At 47.0% G+C, this 14,141-nt stretch carries 10 protein-coding genes; 4 read left to right on the top strand and 6 right to left on the bottom strand.

Annotated features, from left to right (window positions below; genetic code table 11):
• Positions 1 to 25: 25 nt before the first annotated feature.
• From FD977_RS09770 to FD977_RS09785, 4 genes are read right to left on the bottom strand one after another with little or no spacing between them, the layout of a single operon-like run.
• Positions 26 to 937, bottom strand: coding sequence for a Tim44 domain-containing protein (locus FD977_RS09770; RefSeq protein ID WP_215305378.1), 912 nt, complete (start codon positions 935 to 937; stop codon positions 26 to 28).
• 56 nt (positions 938 to 993) lie between these two features.
• Positions 994 to 1,737, bottom strand: coding sequence for a bifunctional demethylmenaquinone methyltransferase/2-methoxy-6-polyprenyl-1,4-benzoquinol methylase UbiE (gene ubiE, locus FD977_RS09775; RefSeq protein ID WP_215305380.1), 744 nt, complete (start codon positions 1,735 to 1,737; stop codon positions 994 to 996).
• Between the two features lie 28 nt (positions 1,738 to 1,765).
• On the bottom strand, positions 1,766 to 2,155 hold the full coding sequence (locus FD977_RS09780) for a gamma-butyrobetaine hydroxylase-like domain-containing protein (RefSeq protein WP_215305381.1): 390 nt from the start codon (positions 2,153 to 2,155) through the stop codon (positions 1,766 to 1,768).
• Positions 2,155 to 5,994, bottom strand: coding sequence for an FAD/FMN-binding oxidoreductase (locus tag FD977_RS09785; protein WP_215305383.1), 3,840 nt, complete (start codon positions 5,992 to 5,994; stop codon positions 2,155 to 2,157). The genes FD977_RS09780 and FD977_RS09785 overlap by 1 nt, the downstream gene beginning before the upstream one ends.
• Positions 5,995 to 6,129: 135 nt before the next feature.
• On the opposite strand from FD977_RS09785, the gene ilvA reads away from it, so the two are divergent.
• From ilvA to queF, 3 genes are read left to right on the top strand one after another with little or no spacing between them, the layout of a single operon-like run.
• Positions 6,130 to 7,650, top strand: coding sequence for a threonine ammonia-lyase, biosynthetic (gene ilvA, locus FD977_RS09790; protein ID WP_215305384.1), 1,521 nt, complete (start codon positions 6,130 to 6,132; stop codon positions 7,648 to 7,650).
• A 13-nt stretch (positions 7,651 to 7,663) separates the two neighbouring features.
• Positions 7,664 to 8,572 (top strand): 5'-nucleotidase, encoded by a 909-nt coding sequence (locus tag FD977_RS09795; protein WP_215305386.1) that lies wholly within the window; start codon positions 7,664 to 7,666, stop codon positions 8,570 to 8,572.
• On the top strand, positions 8,572 to 9,399 hold the full coding sequence (queF, locus tag FD977_RS09800) for an NADPH-dependent 7-cyano-7-deazaguanine reductase QueF (RefSeq protein ID WP_215305388.1): 828 nt from the start codon (positions 8,572 to 8,574) through the stop codon (positions 9,397 to 9,399). Before FD977_RS09795 ends, queF begins: the two co-directional genes overlap by 1 nt.
• Positions 9,400 to 9,472: 73 nt before the next feature.
• On the opposite strand, the gene ssb is transcribed toward queF, so the two are convergent.
• Both ssb and FD977_RS09810 read right to left on the bottom strand, forming a co-directional pair.
• Complete coding sequence (ssb, locus tag FD977_RS09805) at positions 9,473 to 9,928, bottom strand: single-stranded DNA-binding protein (RefSeq protein WP_046330869.1); 456 nt, start codon at positions 9,926 to 9,928, stop codon at positions 9,473 to 9,475.
• Positions 9,929 to 10,009: 81 nt separating this feature from the next.
• Positions 10,010 to 11,194 carry an MFS transporter gene (locus tag FD977_RS09810; RefSeq protein ID WP_215305390.1) on the bottom strand — a complete coding sequence of 395 codons (1,185 nt, stop codon included), beginning with the start codon at positions 11,192 to 11,194 and terminating at the stop codon, positions 10,010 to 10,012.
• A gap of 37 nt (positions 11,195 to 11,231) precedes the next feature.
• On the opposite strand from FD977_RS09810, the gene uvrA reads away from it, so the two are divergent.
• Entirely contained in the window at positions 11,232 to 14,123 is a 2,892-nt protein-coding gene (gene uvrA, locus FD977_RS09815) for an excinuclease ABC subunit UvrA (RefSeq protein ID WP_215305392.1), read from the top strand.
• Positions 14,124 to 14,141: the final 18 nt, after the last annotated feature.

The raw sequence follows: 14,141 nt of genomic DNA on the forward strand, positions 1-14,141 counted from the left end.
GCTTTCAGTGGAAAGTACTACAAGCTTAAACTAACTGGGAGATGCCCGCTAGTACCCAGCCTCCAGGACCGCTTACCGGCTTACTGAGATTCCACACTTCAGAGAAGTTATTTGCCTGTGCACCTACTTGTTCACGAATCAAGCCAGTGAACTGCACGCTACAGTAGTAAGTATTGTCAGCCGTTTCAATTCCGAGCAACTGCGCATTGAGTGTCACTACATCAGTTTGATTAGCGCTGTCAGCACGTCCGGCCAAGTCTTGCTCAATCGTAGCAAACATCTCTGGGGTGGTGTACTCACGTAATGCAGCTAAATCGCCCTGATCCCACGCCTTTTGTAAGCCTGAAAAAAACTGTTTCGCGTTATCCAAAAATGCGTATTCATCAAATCCTGGTGGCAGCGTTGATTGAAATGGTGCAGGCTCGGCGGCAACACCACCTAATGCACTAGCAGCCGGTGTAAACGCAGGCTCTTGTCTTGGCGCCTGATCTAGATTGCTACGCTGCATACCTTGCGAAGTCATTTGAGGGCTTTTATTAACGCCAGATAAAGCAGGCATCATTTTTCTCATGATGAACATGATGGCAAAGCCGGCTAAGGCTGCAATAAGTAACCCAGTGATCAATGAAGATGCACCCTCACCTAGACCAAAATGGGATAAGAGGAAGCCAATACCAAGTCCTGCAGCTAAACCACCCAAGATGCCTCCCATGCCACCGAAGCGACTAGGTGCTGGTGCTTGAGGGGCTGCAGCTGGTGCTGCTGGCTGAGCTTGTTGAGTTGGCTTTTGTGCGGGAGTAGCTTGTTTTTGCATTGGCGCACTTGGTGCCTTGCCGATACTTCTGCCACCACCCAAACGAGCCGCATCGGCATGGCCAACGGTAGCAAATATTAAGCTAATACTCAATATAACTGCCTTGAAAAAATGCTTACTCATATTTTGATCCCCTATAGAACTACTTTATTTCTTGACCAACAAAAGCTATGAAAACACTAGTATTTAATACCAATATGGAGCGCAACGATACCCCCAGTCATTCTGTGGGTATCCACCTCATCAAAACCCACTCCCAGCATGATGTCTTTAAGGGCCTTAGCATCTGGGTGCATCCGAATAGATTCCGCCAAGTAGCGATAGCTCTCAGAATCTTGAGCAATCTTTTCGCCTAACCAAGGCAACACCTTAAATGAGTAGGTGTCGTAAATCGGACCTAAAAAGGCATCTGGTTTCGAGAACTCCAACACCAACACTCGACCCCCGGGCTTAATTACTCTGAGCATCTCAGTCAAAGCAACATCTTTATGAGTCATGTTTCGCAAGCCAAACGCCACTGTCACCACATCAAAGTGATTCGCGGGGAAAGGAATTTTCTCCGCATCGAACTGCACGCAGGGTAAAGCCATTCCCTGATCAAGCAGGCGATCACGGCCAACCCCCAGCATAGAAGCATTGATGTCACTTAACCATACTTGAGCTTCAGGGTTATGACCCCAGCCTGCTGCACGTGCAAAGGTAGCAGCTAGGTCGCCCGTGCCACCAGCAATATCTAATACTTTTTGACCGGGGCGTACTTGAGCACGAGCAATCGTGACTTTTTTCCACAAGCGATGTAGCCCAAATGACATCAAGTCATTCATGACGTCATATTTACTCGCTACAGAATGAAATACCTCAGCGACCTTACCTGCTTTTTCAGCCTCATCGACGCTTTGGTATCCAAAATGGGTCTTACTCATATTCTTCTTTACTTAACTGATATGACGGTTAATGGCTGCCACAAGATTTACCACCAGCAACACTCATCGGAGCATCTCGATCCAAACCAGCAGCAGCTAGTTTATCCAAGTGCTCTTTCCATAATACTTCTTGGTTCTCGCATAAAAATTGCAGATAGTCCCAAGAATACAAACCAGAATCATGTCCATCGGAAAATGAAGGCTTAAGAGCGTAGTGGCCCACTGGCTCGATATTTGCTATCAGCACTTCACGCTTACCAGTTTGCAAAGTCTCCTGCCCAGGACCGTGACCTTGGACCTCAGCCGAAGGAGATACCACCCTTAAAAATTCAAAAGGTAGGCGAAAGGTATTGCCATTCTCATAAGAGAGCTCCAACACTTTTGACTGCTGATGCACTACAACATTAGTTGGAATCATTAAACCAATACCCTCTCAATACCACCTTGATTTGCCTTAGCAACGTAATCTTGCATCCAATCAGGACCTAATAATTTTTGCGCCATTTCAACCACAATGTAATCGGCAGTAGTATCGCTATCCGCATCAAAGCGAGCCAGGCCTTGCAGACAAGATGGGCAGCTAGTGAGCACTTTGACCTCACCAGTGAAATCATCTTTGCGTAATTCATCGGCAGCCTTTTCCATCTCAATCTGCTTACGGAAACGCACTTGAGTTGAAATATCGGGACGTGTCACCGCAAGAGTTCCAGACTCACCACAGCAGCGGTCATTCTTCTGAATGGCTTTGCCATCCTCCGACTGAATCAGCTCATTCACCGTCTTGAGGGGGTCTTGCAACTTCATTGGTGAGTGGCATGGATCGTGATACATATACTTCACACCGGTCACATTCGTAAGCTTGACACCCTTCTCCAGCAAATACTCATGAATGTCAATAATGCGGCAACCAGGGAAGATCTGTTCGAACTGATAACCTGCCAACTGGTCATAACAAGTGCCACATGAAACCACAACAGTCTTGATATCCAAGTAATTTAAAGTATTGGCTACGCGATGAAAGAGAACACGGTTATCCGTAATCATCTTTTCTGCTTTATCGAAGTCGCCATTGCCACGCTGTGGATAGCCGCAGCAGAGGTAGCCCGGAGGCAATACCGTTTGCACGCCCACATTCCAAAGCATCGCTTGCGTAGCTAAACCGACCTGCGAGAACAAGCGCTCAGAACCACAACCCGGGAAATAAAATACCGCTTCCGTATCCGCAGATGTTGTTTTTGGATCTCGAATAATCGGCACATAATTCGCATCCTCAATATCTAAGAGCGCACGAGCAGTTTTCTTCGGTAAATTACCAGGCATCTTCTTATTTACAAAGAAAATGACCTGCTCTTTAATATTGGGCTTGGTTACCGTGGCGGGTGGATGCGCAGTTTGTTTGCGCGCGAACTTACGAAATACATCATTACCCAAACGTTGGAGCTTATAACCCCAACCAATCATAGTCTTACGAAGCAAGTTGATAGTGTCTGGATCAGTAGCATTTAAGAACATCATTGATGCCGCTGTTCCAGGGTTAAAGCGTTGCTGCCCCATCTTGCGCAACAAGTTACGCATGTTCATCGAAACCTCACCAAAATCAATATTGACAGGGCAAGGTGTTAAACACTTGTGGCATACAGTGCAATGTGCTGCAACATCATCAAACATCTCCCAATGACGAATCGATACGCCACGACGCGTTTGCTCTTCATACAGGAAGGCTTCGATTAAAGAGGAGGTTGCCAAAATTTTGTCACGTGGGCTATACAGTAAATTAGCACGCGGTACATGTGTAGAGCAGACTGGCTTGCACTTTCCGCAACGCAAACAATCTTTCACGCTATCAGCAATCGCACCAATATCACTTTGCTGCATGATGATGGACTCATGCCCCATCAAACCAAAGCTTGGGGTGTAAGCAATGCTGAGATCGGCATGCGGCATCAACTTGCCCTTATTGAAGCGACCCTCAGGATCAACACGCTTTTTGTAGGCGCGGAAGTCTTTCAGCTCAGCCTCGGTCAGGTACTCCAGCTTGGTAATACCAATACCGTGCTCACCAGATATCACACCATCTAATGAGCGAGCCAGTTTCATAATCCGATCAACAGCGCGATGAGCATCTTGCAGCATCTCGTAGTCATCTGAATTCACCGGTATGTTGGTGTGCACATTACCATCACCAGCATGCATATGTAGCGCTATAAAGACACGCTTACGTAAAATATTTTTGTGAATAGCTTCCAGTTCATTCAGGATAGGCTCAAATGCTAGGCCACCAAAAATGATTCTGAGTTCAGCGCGCACTTCTGTCTTCCACGAGGCGCGCAAACTGTAATTCTGCAGATCCGGAAAATACGTATCCATCTGCATCAGCCAATCTGACCAACGCGCCCGTACCTTATCAATCAGCTCAAGAGCTTGCTGTACGCGATCACCCAAAATTTCAGTACTGGGGATTTCATAGTCTTCATCATTCTTACCAAGTGGTAGCGCACTCTTTTTTAGGAAAGCTTTGAGGCCATCTAAAACTTGTAACTTATTTTTGAGTGAAAGTTCAATGTTGATACGCTCGATACCGTTGGTGTACTCACCCATGCGTGGCAATGGAATCACCACGTCTTCATTAATCTTAAAGGCATTGGTGTGGCGAGCAATCGCTGCAGTACGGGCACGGTCTAACCAAAACTTTTTACGCGACTCGGCGCTAACTGCCACAAAACCTTCACCCACACGATTGTTGGCCATGCGTACGACTTCGCTAGTCGCAGCCGCTACTGCCTCTTCATCATCACCAGCAATATCACCAATCAATACCATCTTCGGCATTGCATTGCGCTTGGATTTGGTGGAATAACCAACTGCTTTTAAATAGCGGTCATCCAAGTGCTCCAAGCCAGCCAAGATTGGTCCGCCATTCTTGCTCAAGCCATCGAGGTACGCTTTGATTTCTACAATACTTGGAATAGCTTCTTGCGCTTGACCAAAAAACTCTAAGCAAACAGTTCGCATGAATTTAGGCATGCGATGCAAAATCCAAGTGGCGCTCGTAATTAATCCGTCGCACCCTTCTTTTTGAACGCCAGGTAGACCTGATAAAAACTTATCAGTCACATCCTTGCCTAGGCCCTCTTTACGAAAGCGCTTACCTTCTACTTCCAAGGTTTCTGTTTTGAGAACGTGTTCGCCTGGCTCACTCCTACCATCAGACCAAGTCAGCGCAAAGCGTACTTTTTCTGCTACGTGAATTTTTCCTAAGTTGTGATCAAGGCGCTCAACATCAAGCCAATTACCTTCTGGATCCACCATGCGCCAGCTGGCTAGGTTATCCAAGGCAGTGCCCCACAGGACGGCTTTTTTACCGCCAGCATTCATGGCAATGTTGCCACCAATACAACTCGCATCCGCTGAAGTAGGATCAACTGCAAATACGAGTCCAGCTCGCTCTGCAGCTTCTGCCACTCTGCGTGTCACTACACCGGCACCAGTAAAGATAGTTGAAACTTCATGGTCCACGCCTGGCAAACGCTTTGCCTTGACGCTATCAATCTGCTCAAGCTTTTCAGTATTGATCACTGCCGACATGGCGTAGAGAGGAATAGCGCCACCGGTATAACCAGTGCCGCCTCCACGCGGAATAATAGTTAAACCCAAAGCAATACAAGCCTTCACTAGGCCAGGGATTTCAGATTCGTAGTCAGGCTTAAGCACTACAAGCGGAAATTCAACGCGCCAATCTGTTGCGTCGGTCACATGCGCTGCACGTGAGACCCCATCAAAACAAATATTATCTGCAGCTGTAATGCGGCCAAGTTCTTTGCGAGCACGCTTACGAATCTCAGTTACTTCTTTGAAGCCCTGCTCAAAATTCTCAACGGCGCGATGTGCAGCATTCAATAAAACTTGAACTTGCTCAACTGATTCACCGCTAGATCTTTTCTTTACTTCACCAAGGCGATGCCATAAAGCGTCAATTAATAACTGACGGCGACTGGCACTATCTAATAAGTCATCTTGCAGGAAGGGGTTGCGTTGAACTACCCAGATATCACCCAACACCTCGAACAACATACGAGCAGAGCGGCCAGTGCGGCGAATCCCACGCAAGTCATTCAGAACACGCCATGACTCCTCGCCCAGCAAGCGAATAACGATTTCACGATCGGAAAAGGAGGTGTAGTTGTAAGGGATTTCGCGGAGGCGGGGTGAACCCGCTTCGGCATCCAACAACTGATTCAAAGCTAATGGGGCGTTCATAGCGTCATATTTGGTAAATATGCATTTTAATTGAGGGATGTGGATATTGGCAGGAAACTAATAAAGATGTTGGCTTGGGGTAATAAACCCCTGCAAATTTAAGGGCTTAGAGCCCGTTCATGGTACGCTCATCGCATGGCAACGAACTATTTAAAGAAAATTTTATCGGCCCGAGTCTACGATGTAGCCAGGGAAACAGAGCTCCAAGTAGCCCCCGAACTCACTAAGCGCTTAGGCAATCAAGTACTGCTCAAAAGAGAGGATAACCAGCCGGTTTTCTCATTCAAATTACGTGGCGCCTATAACAAAATGGCCCATTTGCCCCCAGAAGCTTTAAAAAGGGGGGTAATTGCCGCTTCAGCAGGCAATCATGCCCAAGGCGTCGCTTTAGCGGCAGCCAAAATGAAGTGCAAAGCAGTCATCGTGATGCCCCTCACCACCCCTAGTCTCAAAATCGATGCCGTGAAGGCGCGCGGCGGCTCCTGGGTAGAGGTGATTTTACATGGCGAATCCTATAGCGATGCCTTTAAATACTCTGAGCTTTTAGAGAAAAAGCGGGGGCTTACCTTCGTTCACCCTTTTGATGACCCCGATGTGATTGCAGGACAAGGCACGATTGCCTTGGAGATCTTTCAGCAGCACCAAGAGCCGATTGATGCCATTTTTGTGGCCATTGGTGGTGGCGGTCTAATCGCTGGCATTGGGGAATATGTCAAAGCGGTCAGCCCCAAGACTAAAGTCATCGGCGTTCAATCAGTCGACTCGGATGCGATGAGAAGATCACTTGAAGCCAACAAGCGCATCGAGATGAAAGATGTAGGTCTTTTCTCGGACGGAACAGCAGTGAAGTTGGTTGGCAAAGAAACTTTCCGCATTTGCAAACGTGTAGTTGATGACATCATCACCGTGAATACCGATGAAATCTGTGCTGCAATCAATGATGTTTTCACAGACACCCGCAGCATTCTGGAGCCGGCTGGCGCTTTAGCTATTGCCGGTATGAAAAAGTATGTAGATAAGCATCGCCTGAAAAAGAAAACATTGGTAGCGATTGCTTGTGGTGCCAATATGAATTTCAGTCGCCTACGCTTTGTCGCAGAACGTGCTGACGTGGGCGAATTCCGCGAAGCTGTTTTTGCCGTGACGATTCCAGAGGAGCGCGGCTCCTTCAGACGCTTCTGTGAATTACTCGGTAATCGCAATGTCACTGAATTTAACTATCGCATTGCTGATCAAAGTGAAGCCCATATTTTTGTCGGTATCGGAACGCAAAAGGCGAGTGATAGCAGCACGATTGCAAAGCATTTCCGTAAGGCCAAGTTTGCAACGATTGATCTAACCCATGATGAGCTAGCGAAGTCACACTTACGCCATATGGTGGGCGGCCGCTCAGCCCTCGCTCAAGATGAGTTGCTTTATCGCTTTGAATTTCCGGAGCGCCCAGGCGCACTGATGAAGTTCCTCACCAGCATGGCGCCGAACTGGAATATCAGCCTGTTTCATTATCGTAATCATGGTGCAGACTATGGCCGTATTCTCGTTGGCTTACAAGTGCCTAAAAATGAACAGAAGAAGTTCCAAAACTTCTTAGCGTCACTCGGCTATCCACATTGGAATGAAACAGATAATCCGGCTTATCGCCTATTTCTCAAATAAGAGTTAATCCTTAATGTCATTCACACTCACCGGAAAACTCGTTGTTGCGATTTCATCGCGCGCACTATTTGATTTCGAGGAAGAGAATCGTATTTTTGAATCCACTGATGACAGCGCCTATATGAAATTGCAATTAGAGCGCCTATCTAAAGCTGCTCAAACAGGCGTTGCTTTTCCATTGGTAAAGAAGTTGTTAGCCTTCAATGAAGATGGTGAGCAACGTGTCGAAGTGGTAATTCTCTCTCGCAATGACCCGGTTAGCGGCTTACGTGTGTTTCGTTCGGCTGAACACCATGGCCTTCATTTGGAACGCGGTGTATTTACCAGAGGGCGCCCACCCTATCACTACCTGCGCTCTTTGCATGCCAATTTGTTTCTCTCTGCAAATGAGGATGATGTGCGTGCCACAATTGATGCAGGCTTTCCTGCAGCTCGCGTCTATCCAGAATCCAGTAAGACTGCGGAGTCTCACCCCAATGAAATCCGCATTGCATTTGACGGAGATGCCGTTCTCTTTTCCGATGAAGCTGAGCAAGTATTCCAAAGTGAAGGCTTAGTAGCCTTTGTGGATCATGAAAGTAAAAAAGCCGCGATCCCTCTGCCGCCTGGCCCATTCAAACCTTTGTTAGAAGCGCTCCATCGTTTACAACGTACTACTAGCGAGAAAGGGATGCGCATTCGCACTGCCTTGGTAACCGCTCGCTCTGCACCTGCACATGAGCGCGCTATACGTACGCTGATGGCCTGGGGTGTTGATGTTGATGAAGCCATGTTCCTTGGTGGACTTTCCAAAAGCGAATTCCTCCGCGAGTTCGAGCCCGACTTTTTCTTTGATGACCAAACGGGTCACTGCCAATCTGCTGCTTCAGTAGCTCCGACTGGTCACGTGGTATCCGGCGTATCCAATAAGCCTAAAAACTAATGTCGATACTTACACTTGGTCAAGCAACGCCATATCCCGATCAATATGATCCGAGTTTGCTATTCCCCATTCCCCGCTCCGAGAATCGCCTCAAACTCGATATCAAAGCAAATCAAGCTCTGCCTTTTGTAGGGGTCGATATTTGGAATGCTTTTGAGCTTAGCTGGCTGAATAAAAAAGGCAAACCTCAGATTGCCTTAGCAGAATTTCAGGTTCCAGCCGATTCGCCAAACATGATTGAGTCCAAATCATTCAAGCTCTACCTTAATAGTTTCAATAGTGCCCGCTTTGACGATGAAGCAGCAGTGCGCGAACAATTGATCACTGATTTATCAGCTGTAGCAGGCAGCAAGATTGCTACCCGCATTAATCCAACTGAAACGATTGCCAAAAAAGGTATGCAGGAGATGAGCGGTGTGCTGATGGACCGCCTTGATATCGAGATCGATCCAAGCTTACCTGCAGATCCCGCCTTACTTGAAGCTAATGAATCTTTTGGACCAATCGAGCAATGCTTAGTTTCTCATTTACTCAAATCCAATTGCCCAGTGACTGGTCAACCAGATTGGGCTAGCGTGCAAATTCGTTATCAGGGCCGCCCGATTTTGGAAGAAGGTTTACTACGCTATCTGATTGGATTCAGGCAAAAGGGTGAGTTTCATGAGCATTGTGTTGAAACCATCTTCACCGATATCAAGCGCCAGTGCAAACCAGAAAAACTCTCTGTCTACGCGCGCTACACCCGACGTGGTGGGTTAGACATTAATCCCTTCCGCACTGATCACAATGCGCCTTGGCCAGAAAATACTCGCCATGCGAGGCAGTAAACAGATTAGTAATTAAACAAAAAGCCCTTCTTTAAGGGCTCTTTGTATTAGGCAAAACGAATAAAAATAATCCTTAAAACGGAATATCGTCATCCATTGCGCCAAGGGATGCCGCATTAGAAGATGCTGGTGCAGAGTTCTCAACCGGCTTTGAGCGGCTATAGCTTTCACCACCATCACCACTGCCACCTACTGGCTTACCACCAAGCATTTGCATAGTTTCTGCAACGATCTCAGTGGAGTATTTTTCTTGGCCGCTAGCATCAGTCCATTTACGTGTGCGTAAACGACCTTCTACATAAACCTGTGAACCTTTTTTGAGATATTGACCAGCGATCTCTGCCAGTTTTCCAAAGAACGCAACACGGTGCCATTCTGTGGTTTCTTTCATTTCACCAGACTGCTTATCTTTGTAACGATCCGATGTCGCTACTGAAATATTAGTTACTGCGTCGCCGCTTGGCATATAACGCGTTTCTGGATCACGTCCTACGTTACCTACGATGATGACCTTATTTACCGAAGCCATGTTGTCTCCCGAAGAAAAATAATACGATTAATTAAATCTGAAATGTAGCTAAAAAAATAAATGGAATCAGTAAAGCTACAGCTATGCCTTTGCAGTTAAATCCTTTGAATCCACTACTTTTGCAGGTAATTCGCGCATCGACCAAGCAATTATAAGCCAGCACAAAAGCAATGCTGCACCCATGACAAAGACCGATAAATTACCATGGGCATCCATCAACCAACCCCCAATAGCGGCGCCTGTAAAGAGGCCAATCGACTGGGTAGTGTTGTAAACGCCCAAAGCAGTTCCCTTGGATTCTTTTGCATAACGAGTCACCAATGAGGGTTGCAGCGCCTCCAGCAGGTTAAAACCTACAAAGTAAACCAACAATGCCACTGCAATCAGCGTCACGGATGAGGCTTGAGTGAAGATGATTTCAGCAATAATCAGAAGAACGATTGCGATTAATAAAACCAGTCGTATACGCTGTTTTTTCTCACCGTATATTAAAAGCGGAACCATAAACACAAAAGAAAGTAAGACGACTGAGAGATAAACTTGCCAGTGTGCGCTCAGCGGAAATCCCGCTTGCTCTAATAGGCGTGGCACCACTAAAAACATAGCCACTTGGGTGGCGTTTAAAACAAACACTCCCACATTAAGGCGCATAAGCTCTGGGCGCAAAAATACCAGCTTCAGTGAATCTTGCTGTGCATAAACCTCAGGCTTGTTATTTGGCAATACAAAGTAAGCTACTACCATCGCTGCAGCACCTAAGATTGCCAATACTAAAAACATCCCGCTTAAGCTAATCATGCGATAAAGCGGGGCAGCAACAACCAGCGAAACAGCAAACGATAATGAAATACTAACGCCGACCAAGGCCATGGCTTGACTGCGCACTTGCTCCCGAGTGAGGTCAGCAACCCAAGCAGAGACCGCTGCAGAAATTGCTCCAGCGCCCATAACGCCCCTCCCAATGGCGATCCAAAGCAAATCGTCCTTTGCTGCGCAAATCAATGCTCCAGCAACAAATAAGGACAGACCCCATAAAACGACTTTTTTTCGACCAATTCGATCAGAAAGCCTGCCTAAGGGAATATGAAAGCAGGCCTGAACAATATTGAAAATGCCCAGTGCTAGCCCTATCAGGAGTGCTTGGTCGCCTCCAGGCAAGTCTTTGGCATGGATGCTAAAAACGGGCAAAAGCAGGAATAGGCCCAACATACGAAGGCCAAAGATGCCGGCTAAGGCCAGAGTGGAGCGAAGTTCAGAAGGATTCATGGGAAAGAGCTATATTAACAAGTTACGCTAAAAAATCATGAATAACGAAATCAAGATCCGCGGTGCCCGCACCCACAACCTCAAAAACATCAATCTAGATATCCCTAGAGAGAAATTAGTCGTCTTGACTGGCCTGTCTGGCTCAGGCAAAAGCTCATTGGCTTTTGACACCCTGTACGCCGAAGGTCAGCGTCGCTATGTAGAGTCCCTATCTGCTTATGCCCGCCAATTTTTGCAACTGATGGAAAAGCCTGATGTCGATACGATTGAAGGCCTATCACCGGCAATCTCGATTGAGCAAAAAGCGACCAGCCATAATCCCCGCTCGACTGTGGGTACGGTTACAGAAATTCATGATTACCTACGCTTATTGTTTGCGCGTGCTGGAACCCCGCACTGTCCAGACCATGATCTGCCATTAGAAGCGCAAAGCGTTTCTCAAATGGTCGATACCGTTTTAGCGATGCCAGAAGACACTAAGCTCATGATCTTGGCTCCCGTGGTGAGTGAGCGTAAGGGTGAGTTCGTAGACTTATTCCAAGATCTTCAGGCACAAGGCTTTGTCCGCTTTCGCGTGCGCTCTGGCGGCGGTACAACCAATACAGCCAAAGCAGAGATCTTTGAAGTAGATCAATTGCCAGCATTAAAGAAGAACGATAAGCATTCAATTGAAGTAGTCGTAGATCGCATTAAAGTGCGTCCGGATATTCAGCAGCGCGTAGCAGAATCTTTTGAAACTGCTCTACGCCTTGCTGATGGCAAAGCCATGATCGTCAATATGGACACGGGCAAGGAGATGATTTTCTCTAGCAAGTTTGCCTGCCCAATTTGCTCCTATTCATTACAAGAACTTGAGCCACGTCTCTTCTCTTTTAATAATCCGATGGGCGCATGTCCTTCTTGTGATGGCCTGGGCCATCAATCCTTCTTTGATCCTAAGCGCATTGTTGCTCACCCAGACTTATCGCTGGCCTCTGGTGCAATTAAAGGCTGGGATCGTCGTAATCAGTTTTATTTCAAACTCTTACAAACACTTGCCAAGCATGGCGGGTTTGATGTCGAGAAACCTTTTGAGACCCTCAATAAGAAACAGCAAGATCTGATTTTATTAGGCTCGGGCGATATCACCATTCCTTTTGAATACATCAATGAGCGCGGTAAGAACAGTATTCGTGAACATGCCTTCGAAGGTATTGTTGCTAACTTTGAGCGTCGCTATCGCGAGACCGATTCGGCAACCGTTCGAGAAGAATTATCACGCTACCAAAACGTACAAACGTGCCCGTCATGTAGTGGCAGTCGATTGCGCAAAGAAGCGCGCTTTGTCAAAGTCGGCGAAGGCAAGCAATCACGCGCGATTTATCAAATCAGCGCCCTTCCCTTAAAAGAAGCTAAAGAATATTTTGAGGCACTCGAACTCAAAGGTGCTAAACGAGAAATTGCCGATAAGATTGTGAAAGAAATTGGTTCACGTCTACGCTTTCTAAACGATGTCGGCTTAGACTACTTATCACTAGAGCGTAGTGCAGACACCCTCTCTGGTGGTGAAGCGCAGCGGATTCGCTTGGCATCACAGATTGGCTCTGGTCTCACAGGCGTCATGTACGTATTGGATGAACCCTCTATTGGCTTACATCAACGTGATAACGATCGCCTGATCGGTACCCTGAAGCATTTGCGTGACCTAGGCAACAGCGTGCTGGTGGTTGAGCATGATGAAGATATGATTCGCGCATCTGACTATGTGATTGATATTGGTCCTGGTGCTGGAGTACATGGCGGTGAAGTCGTTGCCGAAGGGACTCCCGCAGAAGTAGAGGCAAATCCTAAATCACTCACTGGCGCCTACTTATCTGGTCGGGAGTGGATCGCCGTTCCTGAAAAACGTATTCCGGTAAATGATAAGTTCCTAGAAATCATTGGTGCGCGCGGTAACAACTTGCAGTCTGTTCACGCCAAGATTCCTGTCGGTTTATTAAGCTGTGTCACTGGCGTATCTGGCTCAGGTAAATCTACCCTCATCAACGACACATTGCACCATGCAGTTGCACATCATATCTACGGCTCTAATGCAGAACCTGCGGCGCATGATGCTATCAAAGGTCTAGAAAACTTTGACAAAGTTATTAGCGTAGATCAATCCCCGATTGGTAGAACTCCACGCTCAAACCCAGCGACTTACACTGGATTATTCACGCCCATCAGAGAACTCTTTTGTGGCGTACCCGCTGCACGCGAGCGCGGCTATGAAGCAGGACGCTTTTCTTTCAACGTCAAGGGTGGCCGTTGTGATGCCTGTGAAGGTGATGGCGTTATCAAAGTAGAAATGCATTTTTTACCAGACGTATATGTTCCTTGCGATGTCTGTCACGGTAAACGCTATAACCGCGAAACTCTAGACATTCGTTACAAGGGTAAGAATATCCATGAAGTGTTGTCGATGACTATCGAACAAGCCCATGAATTCTTTGAAGCTGTTCCAATCGTTAAACGTAAACTCAAAACCTTACTCGATGTGGGCTTAGGTTATGTAAAGTTAGGCCAAAGCGCCACGACCTTGTCTGGTGGTGAGGCGCAACGCGTCAAACTTTCTTTAGAGCTTTCCAAACGCGATACCGGCAGAACCCTCTACATCTTGGATGAGCCGACTACAGGCTTGCATTTCCATGACATTCAATTATTGCTGACTGTTCTTCAGACCCTGAAGAAACAAGGCAACACAATCGTTATCATTGAGCACAACTTAGATGTGATCAAAACTGCCGATTGGATTATTGACTTGGGACCTAAAGGTGGCGCTGGTGGTGGGCAGATCATCGCTACTGGAACGCCCGAGGAAGTGGCGAAGAATCCGGCTAGCTTTACCGGACACTACTTAGCGCCGCTATTGGTTCGCAAACAACCCGTTGCGGCTAAAAAGAAAAAATAATTCCATCAAAATTGATTT

Origin of the sequence: Polynucleobacter sp. AP-Elch-400A-B2, assembly GCF_018688355.1 — a bacterium.
In the GTDB taxonomy this organism is placed as follows: Bacteria; Pseudomonadota; Gammaproteobacteria; order Burkholderiales; family Burkholderiaceae; genus Polynucleobacter.

Coding starts and splice junctions, on each gene's coding strand:
- ssb (WP_046330869.1), bottom strand. CDS start 9,928: ATGGCTTCGGTAAATAAGGTCATCATCGTAGGTAACGTAGGACGTGAT.
- ubiE (WP_215305380.1), bottom strand. CDS start 1,737: ATGAGTAAGACCCATTTTGGATACCAAAGCGTCGATGAGGCTGAAAAA.
- FD977_RS09780 (WP_215305381.1), bottom strand. CDS start 2,155: ATGATTCCAACTAATGTTGTAGTGCATCAGCAGTCAAAAGTGTTGGAG.
- ilvA (WP_215305384.1), top strand. CDS start 6,130: ATGGCAACGAACTATTTAAAGAAAATTTTATCGGCCCGAGTCTACGAT.
- FD977_RS09810 (WP_215305390.1), bottom strand. CDS start 11,194: ATGAATCCTTCTGAACTTCGCTCCACTCTGGCCTTAGCCGGCATCTTT.
- FD977_RS09795 (WP_215305386.1), top strand. CDS start 7,664: ATGTCATTCACACTCACCGGAAAACTCGTTGTTGCGATTTCATCGCGC.
- uvrA (WP_215305392.1), top strand. CDS start 11,232: ATGAATAACGAAATCAAGATCCGCGGTGCCCGCACCCACAACCTCAAA.
- queF (WP_215305388.1), top strand. CDS start 8,572: ATGTCGATACTTACACTTGGTCAAGCAACGCCATATCCCGATCAATAT.
- FD977_RS09770 (WP_215305378.1), bottom strand. CDS start 937: ATGAGTAAGCATTTTTTCAAGGCAGTTATATTGAGTATTAGCTTAATA.
- FD977_RS09785 (WP_215305383.1), bottom strand. CDS start 5,994: ATGAACGCCCCATTAGCTTTGAATCAGTTGTTGGATGCCGAAGCGGGT.